The sequence below is a fragment of the Prochlorococcus marinus str. MIT 9313 genome (assembly GCF_000011485.1).
GTDB classification, from domain to species: Bacteria; Cyanobacteriota; Cyanobacteriia; order PCC-6307; family Cyanobiaceae; genus Prochlorococcus; species Prochlorococcus marinus_D.
On sequence record NC_005071.1, the window covers coordinates 2,279,334 to 2,298,954 of the forward strand.

At 54.9% G+C, this 19,621-nt stretch carries 16 protein-coding genes; 11 read left to right on the forward strand and 5 right to left on the reverse strand.

What is annotated here, in order from left to right; genetic code table 11:
- Window positions 1–81 precede the first annotated feature (81 nt).
- Window positions 82–225, reverse strand: a complete 144-nt coding sequence (locus AKG35_RS13265; RefSeq protein ID WP_162009620.1) for a hypothetical protein — start codon at window positions 223–225, stop codon at window positions 82–84.
- A gap of 23 nt (window positions 226–248) precedes the next feature.
- Between AKG35_RS13265 and AKG35_RS11495 the strand changes: the two genes are divergently transcribed.
- The 11 genes from AKG35_RS11495 to AKG35_RS11550 all read left to right on the forward strand — a co-directional run bounded on the left by AKG35_RS11495 (window position 249) and on the right by AKG35_RS11550 (window position 14,334).
- Window positions 249–3,452, forward strand: coding sequence for a DEAD/DEAH box helicase (locus tag AKG35_RS11495; RefSeq protein WP_041384769.1), 3,204 nt, complete (start codon window positions 249–251; stop codon window positions 3,450–3,452).
- A 15-nt stretch (window positions 3,453–3,467) separates the two neighbouring features.
- Complete coding sequence (locus tag AKG35_RS11500) at window positions 3,468–4,364, forward strand: SWIM zinc finger family protein (protein WP_041384771.1); 897 nt, start codon at window positions 3,468–3,470, stop codon at window positions 4,362–4,364.
- On the forward strand, window positions 4,357–4,833 hold the full coding sequence (locus AKG35_RS11505) for an MEKHLA domain-containing protein (protein WP_011131524.1): 477 nt from the start codon (window positions 4,357–4,359) through the stop codon (window positions 4,831–4,833). The genes AKG35_RS11500 and AKG35_RS11505 overlap by 8 nt, the downstream gene beginning before the upstream one ends.
- An 812-nt stretch (window positions 4,834–5,645) precedes the next feature.
- Window positions 5,646–6,770: a TRAP transporter substrate-binding protein gene (locus AKG35_RS11515; protein ID WP_011131525.1), complete on the forward strand. Its 1,125-nt coding sequence runs from the start codon at window positions 5,646–5,648 to the stop codon at window positions 6,768–6,770.
- Window positions 6,770–7,339, forward strand: coding sequence for a TRAP transporter small permease subunit (locus tag AKG35_RS11520; RefSeq protein WP_011131526.1), 570 nt, complete (start codon window positions 6,770–6,772; stop codon window positions 7,337–7,339). The genes AKG35_RS11515 and AKG35_RS11520 overlap by 1 nt, the downstream gene beginning before the upstream one ends.
- Window positions 7,332–8,702: a TRAP transporter large permease gene (locus AKG35_RS11525; RefSeq protein ID WP_011131527.1), complete on the forward strand. Its 1,371-nt coding sequence runs from the start codon at window positions 7,332–7,334 to the stop codon at window positions 8,700–8,702. The genes AKG35_RS11520 and AKG35_RS11525 overlap by 8 nt, the downstream gene beginning before the upstream one ends.
- A 59-nt stretch (window positions 8,703–8,761) precedes the next feature.
- Window positions 8,762–10,537 (forward strand): diflavin flavoprotein, encoded by a 1,776-nt coding sequence (locus tag AKG35_RS11530; protein ID WP_011131528.1) that lies wholly within the window; start codon window positions 8,762–8,764, stop codon window positions 10,535–10,537.
- Window positions 10,537–12,384, forward strand: a complete 1,848-nt coding sequence (locus tag AKG35_RS11535) for a diflavin flavoprotein (protein ID WP_011131529.1) — start codon at window positions 10,537–10,539, stop codon at window positions 12,382–12,384. The genes AKG35_RS11530 and AKG35_RS11535 overlap by 1 nt, the downstream gene beginning before the upstream one ends.
- A gap of 103 nt (window positions 12,385–12,487) precedes the next feature.
- On the forward strand, window positions 12,488–13,195 hold the full coding sequence (locus AKG35_RS13720) for a rubrerythrin family protein (protein ID WP_041385290.1): 708 nt from the start codon (window positions 12,488–12,490) through the stop codon (window positions 13,193–13,195).
- Between the two features lie 75 nt (window positions 13,196–13,270).
- Window positions 13,271–13,798 carry an NADPH-dependent FMN reductase gene (locus tag AKG35_RS11545; protein WP_011131531.1) on the forward strand — a complete coding sequence of 176 codons (528 nt, stop codon included), beginning with the start codon at window positions 13,271–13,273 and terminating at the stop codon, window positions 13,796–13,798.
- Between the two features lie 329 nt (window positions 13,799–14,127).
- Window positions 14,128–14,334, forward strand: coding sequence for a hypothetical protein (locus AKG35_RS11550; RefSeq protein ID WP_041385292.1), 207 nt, complete (start codon window positions 14,128–14,130; stop codon window positions 14,332–14,334).
- A 4-nt stretch (window positions 14,335–14,338) separates the two neighbouring features.
- On the opposite strand, the gene AKG35_RS11555 is transcribed toward AKG35_RS11550, so the two are convergent.
- From AKG35_RS11555 to AKG35_RS11570, 4 genes are all read right to left on the reverse strand, one after another.
- Window positions 14,339–14,599, reverse strand: a complete 261-nt coding sequence (locus AKG35_RS11555; RefSeq protein ID WP_041385294.1) for a hypothetical protein — start codon at window positions 14,597–14,599, stop codon at window positions 14,339–14,341.
- 116 nt (window positions 14,600–14,715) lie between these two features.
- Entirely contained in the window at window positions 14,716–17,664 is a 2,949-nt protein-coding gene (gcvP, locus tag AKG35_RS11560) for an aminomethyl-transferring glycine dehydrogenase (RefSeq protein WP_041384776.1), read from the reverse strand.
- A gap of 71 nt (window positions 17,665–17,735) precedes the next feature.
- Window positions 17,736–18,134: a glycine cleavage system protein GcvH gene (gene gcvH, locus AKG35_RS11565; RefSeq protein WP_011131534.1), complete on the reverse strand. Its 399-nt coding sequence runs from the start codon at window positions 18,132–18,134 to the stop codon at window positions 17,736–17,738.
- 20 nt (window positions 18,135–18,154) lie between these two features.
- Window positions 18,155–19,456, reverse strand: coding sequence for an aminotransferase class I/II-fold pyridoxal phosphate-dependent enzyme (locus AKG35_RS11570; RefSeq protein ID WP_011131535.1), 1,302 nt, complete (start codon window positions 19,454–19,456; stop codon window positions 18,155–18,157).
- Window positions 19,457–19,621: the final 165 nt, after the last annotated feature.

Genomic DNA, 19,621 nt, shown 5'->3' on the forward strand with positions numbered 1-19,621 from the left:
TGCATGCAGCCCTGTTAAACCTGGCCTTCAAACTGGCAATGGACTTGCGCTCCTAAGGCTTGGGCTTGCTCTATGGCAGCTTTAGCTTGCGCAATCCACAGCCGCACCCCCTCGAAAGCAGCTGGCCATAGCTAGGGGACCGGCACCCTGGCATGATTGGTTGTGGAACTCCTGCGTGGATGGTTGCCGTTGATCGGCAGTGCACTCCTGCTCCAAGAAACCCAACACATACTTTTTGCGTCGCGGCCATGAGCCTGCTGCACGCCACCTGGCTTCCAGCCATCCGTACTCCGACCAGCTCCGGTCGCCCTGCGCTCCTTGTGTGGGCAGATACCTGGCGAGTCGCTACCCCAGCAGGACCAGCAGCAACTCCCGCACTCCACCCCTTCACCCTCAGCCCAGACGATCTACGTGCCTGGCTCATTGAGCGCGATCTACTGCCTGATGAAATCATCGACGCCACAGCATGTCTGACCCTGCCTAGCCGAACAGTCAAACCGCGCAACAAAACCAAGAACGTATCCACTGAATCCGACGAAGCCAAAGACAACAAAACAAGTTGGACAGGACTGCCCTTACAAGCAGGCGAACCCATTCCCAAACAAACAGAATGGTGGCCCTGGCAGGTGCAAGGCCTGGCAGTGGAACCTGCTGCCGCAACGGCCTGGCTTTCGAAACTGCCTCTTTCAGGAAATCATCCTGATCTGGCCGATGAATTGCGCTGGTGGAGCCATCTACAGCGCTGGGCCCTGAGCATGATTGCTCGCGGACGTTGGCTACCCCAGGTGGAACTCAGCAAGGGAGAGGGCTATCCCCACCGAGCACGCTGGACACCGCTACTCAACCGTGAAGATGATCGCCGCCGCCTCGAAGACCTTGCCGCTCAGCTTCCCTTAGTGGCCACCTGCGCCCTCCCCTGGCGGGAGCCCACCGGAAGGCGTAGCAACCGAATGACCCGCCTAAGACCAGAGGCGATGCGAGCCGCTAACCCTGTGGCTTCATGCCGACCCCGCAGCGGTCGCCTTCGCGTAGCCAGCTTGCTGGAAGAACTCTTGGATGCCCAACTGCGCACCGGATTTGAAGCGAGTGAGCAAGGCCTAGACCCATTGCTCACAGCCTGGCAGGAAGCACTGGGGTCCGACAGCGGCGTGATCAACCTCCCCGATGAGGAAGCCGAACGTCTAGCTACAGCAAGCAACCATTGGCGTGAAGGCGTGGCTGGCAACGTCGCACCAGCCAGAGCCTGCTTAGAACTCTTCACTCCCGGAGAAGGGGAAGACCTCTGGGAGCTGCGCTTCTCCTTACAGGCTGAGGCTGATCCCACAATCAAAGTACCGGCCGCAGCAGCCTGGGCAGCTGGTCCCAAGGTGTTGCAACTAGGCGAAATCCGTGTGGAACATCCAGGCGAGGTGCTACTGGAAGGCATGGGGCGAGCCCTCACGGTGTTTGCACCGATCGAACGAGGCCTCGACAGCGCCACACCAGAAGCAATGCAGCTCACCCCTGCTGAAGCCTTTGTATTGGTGCGCACTGCAGCGACCCAACTGCGTGATGTTGGCGTTGGCGTGGAATTGCCTGCCAGCCTCTCGGGAGGGCTGGCCAGTCGCCTAGGCCTAGCGATCAAGGCGGAGCTATCGGAGAGATCTAGAGGTTTCACTCTGGGCGAAACCCTCGACTGGAGTTGGGAGCTCATGATCGGTGGCGTCACCCTGACGCTTCGCGAACTGGAGCGACTAGCAAGCAAGCGCAGCCCGCTTGTCAACCACAAGGGCGCCTGGATCGAATTACGCCCCAACGATCTCAAACATGCGGAACACTTCTGCAGCGTCAATCCAGGCATCAGCCTCGACGATGCCTTGCGCCTTACCGCAACAGATGGCGACACGCTGATGAGACTGCCCGTTCACCGCTTTGAGGCCGGTCCACGACTACAGGCGGTGTTGGAGCAGTACCACCAGCAAAAAGCACCAGACCCCCTACCTGCTCCCGAAGGCTTCTGCGGTCAGCTAAGGCCTTATCAGGAAAGGGGTCTGGGTTGGCTGGCCTTCCTGCATCGCTTCGATCAAGGGGCATGCCTGGCCGACGACATGGGCCTTGGCAAAACGATCCAGCTACTGGCATTCCTGCAACATCTCAAGGCGGAACAGGAACTCAAACGGCCGGTATTGCTTATCGCTCCCACGTCCGTACTCACCAACTGGAAGAGAGAGGCGTTGGCCTTCACACCAGAGTTAAACGTCCGCGAACACTATGGGCCGCGTCGGCCCTCTACCCCCGCCGCCTTAAAGAAAGCACTCAAAGGCTTAGACCTCGTTCTCACCAGTTATGGGCTCCTGCAGCGAGATAGTGAGCTCCTGGAAACGGTCGACTGGCAAGGCGTGGTCATCGATGAAGCCCAAGCCATTAAGAACCCCAACGCCAAACAGAGCCAAGCAGCACGCGATATGGGCCGCCCAGACAAAAACAATCGCTTCAGGATTGCTCTTACCGGCACACCCGTCGAAAACCGAGTAAGTGAACTTTGGGCACTAATGGACTTCCTTAACCCAAGGGTTCTCGGTGAAGAAGACTTCTTCCGCCAGCGCTACCGGCTGCCGATTGAGCGCTATGGCGACATGTCTTCCCTGCGAGACCTCAAGGGCCGTGTTGGTCCCTTCATCCTGAGACGACTCAAAACCGACAAGGCAATCATCTCCGACCTACCCGAAAAAGTAGAGCTGAGCGAATGGGTGGGGCTGAGCAAAGAACAGGCAGCCCTCTATCGCAACACAGTGGATGAAACACTGGAGGCCATTGCCCGCGCACCCAGGGGTCAACGCCATGGCAAGGTGCTCGGATTGCTTACCAGACTGAAGCAAATCTGCAACCATCCCGCCCTAGCCCTCAAAGAACAAACCGTTGCAAAAGGGTTCATGGACCGCTCCGCCAAGCTGCTGCGTTTGGAAGAAATTCTCGAAGAAGTAATCGAGGCAGGAGATCGCGCTCTGTTATTCACCCAATTCGCAGAATGGGGTCATCTCCTTAAGGCCTACCTGCAACAACGCTGGCGCTTTGAAGTTCCCTTCCTGCACGGCAGCACAAGCAAAACTGAACGTCAGGCCATGGTTGATCGCTTCCAGGAGGATCCACGTGGACCCCAACTGTTCCTGCTGTCACTCAAAGCCGGTGGTGTAGGCCTCAACCTGACGCGGGCTAGCCATGTGTTTCATGTTGATCGCTGGTGGAATCCTGCCGTAGAAAACCAGGCCACTGATCGCGCTTACAGGATCGGGCAAACCAGTCGGGTGATGGTGCACAAATTCATCACCAGCGGCTCAGTTGAAGAGAAAATTGATCGCATGATTCGTGAAAAATCTCGACTTGCCGAAGACATCATTGGCTCTGGAGAAGACTGGTTAGGTGGCTTAGGCGTCAGTCAATTGCGCGAACTAGTGGCCCTAGAAGACAGCTGATTCAAAGATGACGTCATGACAAGCAGCACCAACAACACCAGCATCACAACCGCCCTAGGGGAAGAGGGGCTAGGGCAACAGCCTTGGTGGGTGGAGCAATGGATGGAATTGATTAATTCCTACCGCTTCAAAAAGCGACTTGAGCGTGCCTGGACCTACGCCAGAGAAGGCAATGTCACCTCAATACGCTTCGAGGGTCGCCGAGTACACGCCCGCGTCCAGGGCACCGGTGAAGACCCCTACAAGGTGAAACTCTGGCTTGATGTCCTCAACGACGAAGACTGGGGGTATGTACTTGAAGCCCTTACCCAGAAAGCGCGCTGGTCTGCCCAGTTGCTAGCAGGGATCATGCCGGCAGACATCGAGCGGGCATTTGCAGCCAGTGGTCGACGTCTTTTTCCCTTCAAGCTGCAGGAAGTCCGCAGTGAATGCAGCTGCCCAGATAAAGCCAATCCCTGCAAACACATCAGCGCCATCTATTTCCTGATGGGGGATCGCTTCAGCGAAGATCCCTTTGTACTGTTTCAGCTACGCGGTCGCACCCGCAACAAATTGCTTGCGGATCTAGCCGAACAACGGCGCGATGCACTCGCAAAACTGGCAGAAACAGCTGCCGCAAAGAATGAGGTTCCTGCTGAGCCATCCAGCAGCGACGACCTGCCTGTACCACCCCATCCCGCCGTTGTGGACCCGAGCTTATGGTGGCGCTACGACTCCAGCCTCGATGCCGATCTGGTGGTGATTACTCCAGCCCTGGAAGGCGACACAGGGCTCGATGCAGCAGGAGATCTACCCCTGGCCGAAGAACCCCGCTTCCCAAAAGCCCGTCAGACTTTTCTGAATCATCTCAGGGAGCAGGGACAAGCCCTATCCCAGCAAGCCATGCTTCAGGCAATGGCGACCGGTGGCTGAAGCCCCCTGGCTATCTTCTGAGAAGCAGGAGCTAGTCAACCTGCTTTTAATCTCTCACCAACAAGCTTTCAATTACCCACTTCTGGCATGTGAGCGGCGGCAGCCTTCACAACGTCTTGCCAGCCAGGAACTGTTTGCATCAAGACAGCCCGTACTGGCCCATAGTGACGGGCACGATCCAAATCTCAACTATGCCAATGCTGCAGCACTTCAGCTGTGGGGACGGCGCTGGGCAGAGATGGTCGGCATGCCTTCCCGCTTGACAGCACCAACCAGCGAACAAGATGCACGCGCCAATGCCTTAGACAAAGCGCTCCAACAGGATGCAATCAAGGACTATCAAGGGATCCGTATTAACCATGAAGGGCGAAGGTTTCTAATCAAGAACGCACGCATATGGACCCTATGGAATCAAGAAGGTCTACGCATCGGCCAAGCTGCTGCAATCGGCAGCTGGTATTGGTTATGAGTGCACACCAGCCCATTAACAATCAAAAATTGACGCTACCTTGCAACCAAGTTCATGCAAAAAATTAAGGAGATCATCAGCCGATAGGCATAGTCCATTTTTTTGATACATGAATTTTGATACATGAAATTTAGGCAAAATACGCATGTCAACTTTGGCTTAATCACTTAAGCCTTGAATATTTTCTATTTTGAGAATCCAAGAATTCTGATCAAAAGCCAATCTTCCTTTGCGTTATTCAAACGCCTGAAACAACCACTCGACACATCCCAGCCCATTACCACAACTGATATTGTGCAAACAGAAATGAAAGTTACACAATTTCAGTTAACCGGTCGGATTTAGGCCAAGCCGCCATAAGTTTAAAAAACTACCAAGCTGACCCTGATATTCAATGCTTAAGGGCGCAACAAAGATAAAAACACTTCGCTGACCAATAACAACAAAGAGTCTCTGATCCTGCTGTCAAAGTTTTGAACCATGAACGGCTCAAAACATTCTGCTATGTGGTCTTGCATCATCACTGCCACTGGCCCTAAGGGCGAGAGCGCGAACAGACAAAAGTGGCCTAGCGCAGTGCGATTCTCGAGATCAGCGTCGCCAAAAACCAAGCATCACATCGCCAACACGGTTCAGCTGAAGAACGACGTGAGATACCAACAAGACCCTTTAAGCATGGCTCAATGTTGTGGAGGCGTACTCTTTGAGAACAGCCCTAGCCCGAAAAGCAACTCCAAGCTTCATTCTTCAACTGACATCGTTGCTCTGAACTTGTAGAGGCGCCGTAAAATCGCAGCGACCCAGAGAACTGTATGCAACGTCGAAAACTACTCGGGTCTGGTGCTACGGCTGTCTCAGCAGCCGTCGGCGCAGGCATTCTCAGTGCCTGCACAATCCGTAGAGAGGAAGAAAGCGGCAGTAACAGCAGCCAGCCCAAGATCCGCTGGCGAATGGCCACCAGCTGGCCCCCCTCACTAGACACGATTTACGGCGGGGCCGAAACAATCAGCAGAAGGGTGAATGAACTAAGCGGAGGCAACTTCCAAATCAAGCCCTATGCGGCCGGCGAGCTCGTACCAGGCCTAGAAGTCCTTGATGCGGTTCAGGCGGGCTCCGTCGAGTGCGGTCATACCGCCAGTTACTACTACATTGGCAAAAATCCCGGCTTTGCCTTCGGCACTTCCGTACCGTTTGGCCTTACCGCACAACAACAGAACGCTTGGCTCTACGAAGCAGGCGGTAACGACGCCATCAACAACCTCTATGCCGATTTCGGAGTGATCAGCTTCCCCGCTGGCAACACCGGTGCACAAATGGGCGGATGGTTCAAGCGCAAACTCGAGGGTCTGAGTTCTCTACAGGGACTCAAAATGCGTATCCCTGGCCTGGGCGGCAAGGTGCTTGCCCAGCTGGGTGTGAACGTCCAGGTTTTGCCTGGTGGAGAGATCTACCTGGCTCTAGAGCGTGGCGCGATCGACGCCGCTGAATGGACCGGCCCATACGATGACGAAAAGCTTGGCCTAGCCAAAGCCGCACGCTTCTACTACTACCCAGGTTGGTGGGAACCCGGCCCCACCCTTGCCGCTCTGGTCAACCAACAAGCCTGGAGCAAGCTGCCGAGCGAATATCAAGCGATGTTCAACACCGCCTGTTACGAAGCCAACCTCACCATGCTCAGCCGATACGACAACCTCAACGGGGCTGCTCTGCAAAGGCTTTTAAAGGGCAACACCGAGCTGGTTCCCTATGACCAAAGCATCCTTAAAGCTGCCCAGGAAGCAGCCTTCCAGCTCTATAGCGATACCGCCGCAAAAGATGCCAGCTTCCGCAGCCTGCTTCAGCAATGGCAAGGCTTCCGTAAGCAGGTTTACGCCTGGAACAACGTCAATGAGTTCTCATTCGCTCGCTTCAGTTACGACCAGCTGCAAGGAACTTGATGAGACGCTGGCTAGACCTAGCAGAACGCCTTGACGCCTTAAACAAGGCCTTTGCAGTCATTGCACGCTGGTCGGTGTTGATGATGTTGGGATTAGGGCTCTGGAACGTTGTGGGGCGCTATCTGGGTGTGTCCATCGGCCACAATCTCAGCTCCAACGGTCTCATCGAAGGGCAGTGGTACCTCTTTGATCTGGTGTTCCTACTGGGACTGGGCTGGACCCTCCAACGCCATGGGCATGTGCGGGTTGATGTACTTCAAAGCCGCTGGGGAGAAAAGCACCAAACACGTATGGAGCTGCTTGGCACCCTGGTCTTCCTGTTGCCATTTGCCCTGGGAGTAATGCTGATCTCGCTCGAACCCGCCCTGCAGTCTTGGAGAATCGGCGAAGCCTCACCCGACCCCAACGGCCTGCCGCGCTACTGGGTTAAATCCCTCATCCCCTTGGGCTTCCTACTCTTGGCCCTACAAGGCGTCGCCGAAGCCATTCGAGCCTGGGCAAAGCTAAAAGCCCAAACATTGATGCCATTCAACCCTGAAGCGGAACAGGGCGGAGATCGCCTTGATTGAGATTGAACTACTCGACCATGTGATCAGTTTCGATCCCGCCACCACACTTGGGCCTGGGATGTTTATAGCCCTGGTCTTCGCCCTATTGAGCGGCTATCCAGTTGCCTTCTGCCTCGGTGGCATTGCCGTGATCTTCGCGTTGCTGGGCATGGCTCTTGGTGTGATCGATCCACTGTTCGTTACCGCTCTGCCGCAGCGAATCCTGGGGATCATGGCCAACTTCACCTTGTTGGCCATTCCGGCGTTTGTGTTCATGGGCGCCATGCTCGAGACATCAGGTATTGCAGAGCGACTGCTCGAGAGCATGGGACGTCTACTCGGCAAACTGCGCGGTGGCCTAGCCCTGGCGGTCGTGCTAGTCGGCTCACTGCTCGCTGCCACCACCGGAGTCGTAGCAGCGACAGTCACCACTATGGGGCTGATCTCTCTACCGGCCATGCTGAGAGCGGGCTACGACCGCTCACTTGCCACGGGGGTCATTGCTGCCTCAGGAACCCTTGGCCAGATCATCCCACCCAGCATTGTCTTGGTGGTTCTCGGCGACCAGTTGGGTGTCTCAGTAGGAGATCTGTTCCTTGGCTCACTGATTCCAGGGGTGCTCATGGCTGGTGCATTTGCCACTTATGTGCTCGTGATCAGCCACCTCAAACCTCATCTCGCCCCCCAACTGAATCCAGCAGACCTGATCCCCATGCAACCTGGCCAACTGCTGCGTGTGATCATCCCGCCCCTAGGCCTGATCCTCTTAGTGCTAGGCAGCATCTTCTTTGGAATCGCAACACCCACCGAAGCTGGCGTTCTTGGTGCCACTGGCGCCATGGTCCTAGCAGCGCTCAATGGAGGGTTCAGCCGTAGCAGCCTCTCAAAAGTATGCGATGAAACCCTACGAACCACCGCCATGGTGATGGCGATTTTACTGGGCTCAACAGCTTTTAGCCTTGTCTTTCGCGGAGTAGGCGGCGATCAACTCATTGCCGATCTTTTGCTGAACCTGCCCGGCGGCAAGGTTGGTTTTATGGCCGTGAGCATGCTCACGATCTTCGGCCTCGGCTTTTTCATCGACTTCTTTGAAATCGCCTTTATTGCCGTTCCGCTCTTACTGCCCGCAGCTCGCCAAATCCTTGGACCCGAGGCCTTGATCTGGCTAGGTGTGGTCATCGGCGCCAATTTGCAAACCTCCTTCCTCACTCCACCTTTCGGCTTCGCACTCTTTTATCTACGCGGAGTAGCCCCTAAAACCATTACCACACAAGAAATCTATAAGGGTGCACTGCCCTTCGTGGGCCTGCAAATCGCTGTCTTGGTGCTGATCATTGCAGCCCCACCCCTAGTGGATTGGCTGCCCAACCTTGCCGCCTCCTGAAAGAAAGCACAGTTCTCCGAACACCCTCCGTAGAGTTTTGGCATTGGTGTAAAGGGTCCATGAACGTTGCGAGCAAAGACACCACGGTGACAACGGCCAGCACTGCTCCAAGGTTGTCACTGCAATGCGCAGCTATCGCTAGCGACACCACCACGATCCGTGCCCTCGATTGGGACCGCAGCCGCTTTGATATCGAGTTCGGCCTCCGTAACGGCACCACCTACAACAGCTTCCTGGTGAGAGGTGCCAAGACAGCACTGATCGATACCAACCACCTCAAGTTTGAGGACACCTGGCTACCGATGCTTAAGCAGCAAATCGATCCAAAAGCGATCGACTATCTCATCATCAGCCACACCGAACCCGACCATTCCGGGCTAGTGGGCCAGATCATCGATCTCAATCCCGAGATCGAAATCGTTGCTTCGAAGGTCGCCATCAAGTTCCTAGAAGATCAGGTGCATCGCCCCTTCCGCTCGCGAGAAGTCAAAAGCGGCGAAGAACTGGATCTAGGCACTAACTCAACAAGCGGTATCGCTCACCGCTTCGAATTTCTGAGTGCGCCCAACCTGCACTGGCCAGACACAATCTTCTCTTTCGACCACGCCACAGGGATTCTTTACACCTGTGATGCATTTGGTCTGCACTATTGCTCAGAAGAACTCTTCGACCAGGACCCCTCCGCACTGGCCCCAGACTTCCGCTTCTATTACGACTGCTTGATGGGGCCCAATGCGCGCAGTGTTGTCCAGGCTTTGAAGCGCATGGATCAGCTGCCAGAGATCACCACAATTGCCGTTGGTCACGGCCCGCTACTCCGCCACCATCTCAAGCTTTGGGTCGAAGACTATCGCGACTGGAGCAGCCAACGAAACCAAGGAGAAAGCTATGCAGCCATCTGTTATCTCAGTTATTACGGCTTTTGCGACCGGCTCAGCCAAGCCATTGCCCACGGCATCGGCAAAGCCAAAGGCGAGGTACAACTAGTCGATCTTCGCGCCACTGATGCGCAAGAACTGAGCGCATTAATTGGTGAAGCAAAGGCTGTAGTAGTACCAACCTGGCCATCCCAACCAGATGCAGAACTGCAGAGTTCAATTGGCACCCTATTGGCAGCTTTGAATCAAAAGCAATGGGTTGCCGTTTACGATGCCTATGGCGGCAATGATGAGCCAATTGATGCAGTAGCAGCGCAGCTGCGTAGCCTTGGGCAAAAAGAAGCTTTCGAACCTTTAAGGGTGCGGCAAGCTCCTGACGGGAATGTCTACCAACGCTTCGAAGAAGCTGGTACCGACCTTGGACAACTGCTCAACCAAAAGCAAAATATTGCGGCAATGAAAAGCCTAGATACTGAACTTGACAAGGCCATGGGTACCCTTAGTGGCGGCCTTTATGTCGTCACCGCCAGCCAAGATGAAGAGTCCAGCCAACGACGTGGCGCCATGATCGCAAGCTGGGTAAGTCAAGCAAGTTTCACACCGCCAGGGCTAACCGTCGCAGTAGCCAAAGACAGAGCCATAGAAACCCTGATGCAAGTAGGGGATCGTTTCGTGATCAACGTATTAAGAGAAGACAACTATCAACCCTTACTAAGGCAATTCCTCAAACGCTTCCCCCCCGGAGCCGATCGTTTCGAAGGAGTGAATGTACTCAACAATGTTGCTAAAGGAGGCCCCGTCCTCGTGGATGCGCTGGCCTTCTTGGATTGCCTCGTCAAACAGCGACTAGAAACCCCCGATCACTGGATCATCTACGCCCTGGTGGAACAAGGCAATGTGGCGGATGCTGAAGCTAAAACAGCAGTACATCACCGCAAAGTAGGGAACCACTACTGATGTCGATGTCCTCCATCCACGAGCCTGCTGCAGCAGCGCAGCGAACGGTGATCACACTCCCAATCGAAAAGGGCCTGATCAGCTTGCGCGGCCTTAGTCCACAACGTCTGCGCTTTGAGCTGGAATATGCCCTGGAGCGAGGCAGTACCGCCAATAGCTTTCTTTTCTCTGCCGGGGACGACTCATATGGGCAACCTCAAGCGGCTGTCCTGGTACACCCCCCTGGCGACGCCTATGCGGAGGTTTTCATGCCGGCACTCGCCAAGGCTCTACCTTCAGATACCACGACGTTGAAGGTGGTCGTTGGTCACATCAACCCCAACCGAGTTGCGCTACTCAAAAAGCTAGCCAGCACCTACCCCAAGCTGAAATTAATCAGTTCCAATCCCGGCGCCAAATTGCTCAGAGAGCTTTGGGAGCAACGCAAACCAGCAACACCCAACAACAATGAACAAGAAGAGTCATCCCTTCCGTCTCTTCCATCCATTGAGATTGTTCGACAAGAACAGAAGCTCTCCCTCAGCAACGAACACGCATTGTGGCTGCTACCAGCGCCAACAGCTCGCTGGCCAGGCGGCCTACTGGCCTTCGAAGAAAGCCTTGGCTTGTTGATGAGCGACAAACTATTCGCCGCCCACCTCTGCACAAGCGAATGGGCAGAAGCCAATCGCATCAGCACCGAAGAGGAGCGTAGGCATTTCTACGACTGCCTGATGGCTCCCATGGCCAGCCAGGTAGATACCTTAGTAGAGCGGCTTGAAGAGCTAGACATCCGCACGATCGCCCCATGCCATGGGCCAGCCATAGAAACGAGCTGGCGGAGCCTCTTGAATGACTACCGCCGCTGGGGTGAAAGCCAACAACAAGCCCCTTTAAAGGTCGTTCTTCTTTTCGCCAGCGCCTACGGCAACACAGCGGCGATTGCTGACGCACTCGCAAAAGGAGTCTCCAGTACTGGTATTCAAGTAGAAAGCCTCAACTGCGAATTCACACCTGCGAATGAATTGGTGAATGCAATCCAACAAGCCGATGCCTACTTGATTGGATCGCCAACCCTTGGAGGGCATGCACCAACACCAATCGTATCGGCCCTAGGAACCTTGCTGGCCGAAGGTGACCGCAACAAAAAGGTAGGCATATTCGGCAGCTATGGCTGGAGTGGAGAGGCATTGGAACTTCTCGAAAAGAAGCTACGTGATGGTGGTTTCTCCTTTGGATTCGAGCCAATCAAAGTGAAGTTCAGTCCCGATGCTGCCATGGTGAAAACCCTGGAAGAGACAGGAACACTGTTTGGGCGAAACCTGCTCAAAAAACAGCGGCGTCAGCAACCACGAGCAAGCAGTGGCATGAGTGCAAGCCGTAGCGATCCAGCCGTGCTTGCCCTTGGTCGGGTAGTGGGCTCACTATGCATCTTGACGGCTCGTAAAGGGGAAGGGAATACAGCGCTTAGCGGCGCAATGGTCGCAAGCTGGGTTAGCCAAGCCAGCTTTTCACCGCCAGGGCTGAGCGTGGCCGTCGCCAAAGACCGAGCCGTTGAAGCGTTGCTGCATCGGGGCGACCACTTCGCTCTCAATGTGTTGGCAGCAGGAAGGCAACACGAACTGATGAAACATTTCCTGCAACCATTCCCAGCTGGTTCAGACCGGTTCGCAGGGCTAGACCTTGACGCCAGTCCCGCAGGTCAACCGCTGCTTAAAAATGCTCTGGCATGGCTTGAAGGATGCGTACAGCAACGCATGGAATGTGGAGACCACTGGCTGCTATATGCCGAGATCAGCCATGGTGCCCTACTTGAGCGAGAAGGCACGACGGCTGTGCATCAGCGCCGCAGCGGGGCGAACTACTGAAGAAGCAGCCTTGCGAGAAACTCGCGCAGACAGGCCCCATACACTCCTCCTAACTCATACTGATTATGAGTTAGGCTGCCAATTGTTGCGCATCCCTCCATTCATGAATCTCACCACCAACGCCAATCTTGAAGCGGCCTTTGGCGGCGAGAGCATGGCCAACCGTAAATACCTCTTCTTTGCCGACGTTGCCCAGACACTTGGCAACAATGAATTAGCAAAGCTTTTCCGCGACACTGCGGCGCAGGAAACCGAACACGCCTTCGCTCACTTCCGCTTGCTCCATCCTGAGCTATTAATCGAAGATCCTGCCGCACTCAACGCTGCTGACAAGCAGAAGATGCTCACCCGCTGCCTCGAGCTGGCCATTGAAGGTGAAACCTATGAATACACCACCATGTACCCAGAGTTCGCTACTCAGGCCCGCCAGGACAGAGACAGCACTGCAGAAGCAGAATTCAACGAACAGATCGAAGAGTCTCAGCAACACGCGAACCTTTTTCGTCGTGCAGCCAGCAACTTCGGCTTTTTAGTGCCAATCGAGCAACATCATGCTGAGCGTTACGGCGTTGCCCTCAAAGCACTGGAAGGCAAGGGCGTCGTAAGCGAAGCGGATCAACCCGTAACTGGTAAATGGATCTGCAAAGTGTGCTCGATGATCTATGACCCGGCCATCGGCGATCCCGAGTCAGGCATCTCAGCAGGAACCGCATTTGAAGCAATCCCAGAAGATTGGGTCTGCCCCATCTGCGGCACCCGAAAAGCCAACTTCGTGCCTTACCGAGAAGCCGAACTCAAAGAAGCGGCCTGAGATTGGCTGAGGTGCTGCAAAACCGTGTACAAATTTGTTGCGTGAGCAAAGCATCTCTTGAGTTAGACCAGGTTTATGGCTTTATCACCCCCCCCCGATCTGCTTGTCATCGCCGCTAGCAATGGCGAGAACCTAAAGCTAGCTCGTCGCATCGCCGCTCAAGCTGAACACCAGGGACACAGAGCCAAGATTCTCGATCTCACAAGCTTGGGCCTGCCACTGTTCACGCCTGTGGCAAAGGAAGCTGGAATGCCAAACGGTGTCACCCCACTCCATCAACAGCTGATGGCGGCCTCGCACTGGGTGATCTGCGCGCCTGAATACAACGGCTCGATTCCACCTGCATTCACAAGTGCCGTCGCCTGGCTCTCCGTACAAGGAGATGACTTCCGCAGTTTGTTCAACGGCAGGCCAATCGCAATGGCAAGCTTTTCCGGCGGGGGCGGCATGGGCATGTCGATGAGCCTGCGCAGTCAACTCAGCCACCTCGGCGCTCAAGTGCTTGGACGGCAGCTGATGAGTAACCACGCCAAACCCGCCAAAGACGAATCCATTCGAGACTTAGTTCACCTGCTGATGCAGATGCAACCTCTCAAGCTTTGATCCATCCGAACCAATCACCTTGTTGCACAAGCCTCGATCAGGATCTTCTCGCCGACCGCTCGAAGGCCTAGAACTGCGAAACAAACTAAATCTAGTGAACACTAGATATGGATTCTTACAAAAGAAACTCTCTACAGCTTTAAACGCAAAAAATCTGGTTTTGCTAACTTAAGAATGAGAGCAAAAGCCTGATCTACCAGAAGCCTTGCCCTGTCTAGAAACAACAAAAGCCAGACACAATCCCAATCATAAAGACAATCTAAAAAAGATTGGCACGCTAGATATTGTGGCTTGAAATGCACAAGTCATTGCATTCAGCCCTCGGCGCGATGGGATCTCAGCCTGGCCAAAACGCTGCTGTTCGATACCGCGGTTTTCTGCTCCTGCCACAGAGCAACCAAACATGGTTAGTTAGGCCTGAACGCAGTCCAATGCTTTTGTTGCCGTTCCGCACCCCAATCTGTTCCTTGACAGATGTCAAGTCGATGCTGGATTGGCGTCTCTCTCAACAATCAAAGTTGCTTGATGCTGCCTGATCAATTAGGCAGCATGAGGAGGAGGTGTGGGGTGTCCTTGAGATTGAAATGGCAGCACCAATGTTGCCCATCGCTCTGGACGCTCAGGTCGTTGACGGCGTGGCTGACGGACACCAAAAGGGACACGCACCACATTGGTTCCATCAACCGCCAAGGTATGTCCCTGCAGCAGAGCTGATTCCAATCCATCTGGAAGGGTAGGAAGAGTTACCCCAGCCCCCCTAGAGGACTGATCTCCTTGGTTCAATGAAGTGTCGCTATCCATGCTGTCCCCCCAGCGATGGTGCAGATGCGGGACAGTATGGTCAAAACACTGCCACATGTGCTGAATTAAAAACCAAAAATTCGGTTTTCAGTGAAAAGTTACTGCCTTTAATCTGTTCACACCAGGGGAGGTTTAAGAACAGCGTTATCAGCAAGCTCCTCAACCGATGGGCAGCTACACAGCAAATTGCGATCGCCATAGGCATTATCAATTCGCGAAACCGCAGGCCAAAACTTGCTTTGGCGCTGCTCAGCCAATGGGAAAGCAGCTTCGGCGCGGGAGTATGGACGATCCCAAACCTCTGCTGTGACGGCCGCCAAGGTATGAGGCGCCCGTCGCAGCGGGTTGTTCTGAGGATCGATCTGGCCTGACTCAATCGCTGCCGTTTCTTCCCGTATGGCAATCATGGCGTCGCAGAAGCGGTTGAGCTCCTCCAAGCTCTCGCTCTCAGTGGGTTCCACCATCACAGTCCCTGCCACCGGCCAGCTCACGGTTGGGGCATGAAAGCCGTAGTCCATCAACCGCTTTGCAATGTCATCCACCTCCAAGCCTGCACTTCGCTTAAGGGGGCGCAGGTCGAGGATGCATTCATGGGCAACCAACCCTGCTTGACCCCGAAACAGCACCGGGTAATGAGGATGCAACCGATGGGCTAGGTAATTAGCAGATAACAGTGCAACAGCACTGGCCTGCCGTAATCCCTCCGCACCCATCATGCGCAGGTACATCCAGCTGATCGGCAGGATGCCTGCACTGCCCCATGGCGCAGCCGAAATTGCGCCGATTCCCTGCTCGCCGCCGCAGGCAGCGAGGGGATGACCTGGAAGGAAGGGCATCAAATGAGCAGACACCGCGATCGGACCAACCCCTGGTCCACCACCGCCATGGGGGATACAAAATGTTTTGTGCAGATTGATATGACAAACATCAGCGCCATAAGTCCCAGGACGACAAAAACCGATCTGCGCATTGAGATTGGCGCCATCGAGATACACCTGACCACCGTGACCATGAACGAGCTCACAGATTTCACGAATCTGCGGTTCAAAGACACCATGGGTTGAGGGATAGGTGACCATCAGGGCTGCCAGCTGAGGAGCATGGGCCTCTGCCTTGCTGGCCAAATCATTGAGATCCACGTTCCCGTCTGCATCACAAGCCACAGGCACCACCCGCAAACCCGCCATCACGCATGTGGCTGGATTGGTGCCATGGGCACTGGTGGGAATCAGACAAACATCTCTCTGCTGCTCTCCGCGGGAATGATGCCAAGCGCGAATCACTAACAAGCCAGCTAATTCCCCCTGAGAGCCGGCATTCGGCTGCAAAGACACCCCGGCAAAGCCAGTAATGTCTGCAAACCAATGTTCCAGGTCCTGAACCAATCTCTGATACCCCTGGCACTGATCCTGAGGAGCAAAAGGATGCAGCGCCGCAAACTCCCTCCAACTAATGGGGATCAGTTCAGCTGCAGCATTGAGCTTCATCGTGCAACTACCCAGGGGGATCATCCCGTGCACCAATGAAAGATCGCGGCCCACCAATCGCTGGAGGTAACGAAGCAGCTCGGTTTCGCTGCGATAGCGATGGAACACCTGCTGCTGCAACCAAGGTCGCTGGCGCAACGGCAAGCCAACAAGCTCCTCAAGGTGAGGGTTTCCAGGGTCTTCGAGAACTGGCACAGGCTGACCTGCAGCCTCAGCCAAAATCTGGAGGATCGACTTCAGCTCCTGATCGGTGCTGAGCTCATCAAAACTAATGCCAAATCCATGGGCTGCCTCTGGAGCAACACCCAAAGGCAACACCCGTAGGTTAAATCCCGCCAAAGCGGCTGCCTGATGAACAGCAGGGGCTTCACGACAGATCACCTCAATCGTGTCAAAGCGAGCTATCGACTGGACTGGATAGCCCAACTGGTGCAATCCCCTCTCCAGTTGAGCCCGTAAACGCAGGACTCGTCTAGCGATTGCAGCGAGCCCATCGGGTCCATGGTGCACTGCATAGAACGACGCCATCACAGCCAATAAGACCTGCGCCGTGCAGATATTGCTGGTGGCCTTGTCTCGGCGGATGTGTTGCTCCCGGGTCTGCAACGCCAATCGCAAAGCCGGTTGCCCCTCCGCATCCACAGACTGGCCGACTAGACGTCCAGGGACCTGGCGCTTGAAGATCTCAAGGGTGGCAAAAAAGGCGGCGTGAGGTCCCCCAAAGCCCATTGGCACCCCAAACCGTTGAACACTGCCAACAGCAATATCAGCTCCAAATTCAGCCACTGGAGCAAGCAAAACCTGAGCAAGAGGATCAATGGCAACAGTTGCCAGGGCCCCTACCTCATGAGCAGCCTGAATGGAGGTCGTGGGGTCCCAGAGCCTGCCGCTACGTCCAGGCAACTGAAGCAAAACACCAAAGACCTCAGCATCAAACTGAAAGGTCATCGGCTCGGCCACCTCGAGATCAATGCCCAGAGGTTCAGCCCGAGTTCTCAACACGGCAAGAGTCTGGGGAAGAACCTCCGCATCCACGAGAAAACGATGGGCCGCAGGGCGCTTGCAAATCGCAAAGCTGAGGCTCATCGCCTCAGCAGCTGCCGTTCCCTCATCAAGCAAGGAAGCATTGGCGATCGGCAACCCCGTGAGCTCACTGATCAGCGTCTGAAAGTTGAACAGAGCCTCAAGCCGTCCTTGAGAGATCTCAGCCTGATAAGGGGTGTAAGCGGTATACCAAGCAGGATTTTCAAGCACCTGTCGCTGAATCAACGCAGGCGTTGCTGTGCCGTAATAGCCAAGCCCAATTAAAGAACGCCTCACCCGATTCGCCGCCGCGATGAGACGCAGTTCCTCCATAGCCTGAACTTCACCACAGCCCTCAGGAAGGGAACTGCTGGGTGCCGTTGTCTCGAGAATGTCTGGAGGAACTACAGCAGCAACAAAGCTCTGAAGATCACGATGACCAAGCTCCAGCAGCATTTGCTGCTGGTCTTCCAAGCTGGGCCCAATGTGCCTCACCAAAAAAGGTGAAGACTGAATGCTTGAAGCCTCAACTGCACGCTGTTCAAGCAGGGTCAAGGGACATTCATCAACAAGATGGACAGAAGTTTAGAAAATTTGGCCCAGAACCATCGCACTTCATCAGCTGCTTAGTTGCTTGATTCGATAGCCACCTTGTTGGCATAGGTGGCTGCGTCCATCAGATCCTGCAATTGAGCTGGGTCCGCCGGGCGAACGACGAGCAACCACCCCTCACCATGAGGATCATTTTGAAGTTCATCCGGGCTGGAAAGCACCGACTCATTAATCCGCACCAGCTCACCGCTGATCGGAGCATGCAAATCCTCGACAGCTTTCACCGACTCAACGGACCCGAAAGTGGTGCCCCGATTCAGCCGATCGCCCACCTCCGGCAAATCCACAAACACAATGTCACCCAACTGATCAACAGCAAAGGCACTGATGCCTATCCGCACCAATTCACCATCCAAACTGGCGTATTCATGGGTATCGGCAAACCGAAAGTGGTCGGGGAATTGGAAAGCCATCGAGCCTGGCGAGGCAAAGCTCACCCAGTCTGGGGTACATCCAGCAAACCGGCGCGAACCAAAGCCACCAAAGCTCGGATCAGTGCCAATTCCACATGAGTGCGATGGGTACCTCCCTGCACATAGAGGTTGTAAGGGGGGCGCAAGGGAGCATCTGCAGAAAACTCACTGGTGCTGCCGTCAATAAATGTTCCGCCCGCCATCACCAAATCGCTTGCATACCCAGGCATCGCTGCCGGCACAGGATCGAGATAGGCCCCAATAGGTGAACATGCCTGAAAGGCCCTGCAAACAACTTTCAAAACCTCAGGGTCTCCAAGCTGCACCGCCTGAATTAAATCGCTACGAAAGGCTCCCATCGAGGGCTTCACTGCAAAGCCCAAAGTGTCGAACACACCCGCGACCAAATCAGCTCCGATCAATGCCTCTGCCACCATTTGTGGAGCCAAGAACAGCCCCTGCAACACCAACCGATAAAGATCAAAGCCAGTGCCCCCCTGACTACCAATTCCTGGAGCAGTGAGCCGACAGCAAGCCTGCTCGACCAAATCAGCCCGACCGGCGACATATCCACCAGTTGGAGCAATCGTGCCACCGAGATTTTTGATCAAAGAGCCCGCAATCAGATCAGCACCAACTGCTGGGGGCTCCAAATCCTCAACAAGCTCGCCATAGCAATTGTCGACAAAACAGACACATCCAGGCTGAGAGTTATGGATGCGATGACACAAATCGCCAATGGCTTTGATCGAAAGAGATGACCGCGAGCTGTAGCCACAGCTGCGCTGTATCAACACCATCCTTGTTGGCACCTCCAAGGCGCGTTCCAAGGCTGAAACATCCACACATCCCTCGGCCGTGAGGGGCAGCTGGTCATAAGAGATCCCTAATTCGATTAAAGACCCCTGGCCGGATCCACGCAGACCAATCACTTCTTCAAGGGTGTCGTAAGGCTCTCCGGTCACTGACACGAGTCGGTCACCAGGCCGAAGAACGCCAAACAACGCAGTCGCAATTGCATGGGTACCACTCACAAACTGGAGTCGAACAGCTGCTTTCTCAGCACCAAGCACCCTTGCAAATACACGATCAACCACCTCCCGAGCCTGATCTCCATGGCCATAACCGGTGATGGAAGCAAAGTGTTGCGTGGCGACTCGTTCGCTGCTGAAAGCCTCCAACACCTTCGCAAGGCGAACCGCCACGGCAGCCGTCCGCTCGCATGCGATCCCCTCAAGGCGCTTAGAGACAAAACCGACGTGCCGCCTGGCCCACGCCTGCACCAGCAGTTCATCAAAGCCAGCTGCAGGGAATGTCTTCAAAACAACCCGGGGTCAGAATCAATCATCCCCATGCTGAATCCTCGTTGAACGTCAAACGAAATCGAAAGTGAAGATCAAGAGCACAACATTGCCAAAATCACAGTTCACCGAACCAAGTCAGCGCAAATCATTGGCAAAACTGCCATAGCTCAGCACGCATCAAGA

Coding starts and splice junctions, on each gene's coding strand:
- AKG35_RS11495 (WP_041384769.1), top strand. CDS start 249: ATGAGCCTGCTGCACGCCACCTGGCTTCCAGCCATCCGTACTCCGACC.
- AKG35_RS11500 (WP_041384771.1), top strand. CDS start 3,468: ATGACAAGCAGCACCAACAACACCAGCATCACAACCGCCCTAGGGGAA.
- AKG35_RS11515 (WP_011131525.1), top strand. CDS start 5,646: ATGCAACGTCGAAAACTACTCGGGTCTGGTGCTACGGCTGTCTCAGCA.
- AKG35_RS11520 (WP_011131526.1), top strand. CDS start 6,770: ATGAGACGCTGGCTAGACCTAGCAGAACGCCTTGACGCCTTAAACAAG.
- AKG35_RS11530 (WP_011131528.1), top strand. CDS start 8,762: ATGAACGTTGCGAGCAAAGACACCACGGTGACAACGGCCAGCACTGCT.
- AKG35_RS11535 (WP_011131529.1), top strand. CDS start 10,537: ATGTCGATGTCCTCCATCCACGAGCCTGCTGCAGCAGCGCAGCGAACG.
- AKG35_RS13720 (WP_041385290.1), top strand. CDS start 12,488: ATGAATCTCACCACCAACGCCAATCTTGAAGCGGCCTTTGGCGGCGAG.
- AKG35_RS11545 (WP_011131531.1), top strand. CDS start 13,271: ATGGCTTTATCACCCCCCCCCGATCTGCTTGTCATCGCCGCTAGCAAT.
- AKG35_RS11550 (WP_041385292.1), top strand. CDS start 14,128: ATGGGATCTCAGCCTGGCCAAAACGCTGCTGTTCGATACCGCGGTTTT.
- AKG35_RS11555 (WP_041385294.1), bottom strand. CDS start 14,599: ATGGATAGCGACACTTCATTGAACCAAGGAGATCAGTCCTCTAGGGGG.
- gcvH (WP_011131534.1), bottom strand. CDS start 18,134: ATGGCTTTCCAATTCCCCGACCACTTTCGGTTTGCCGATACCCATGAA.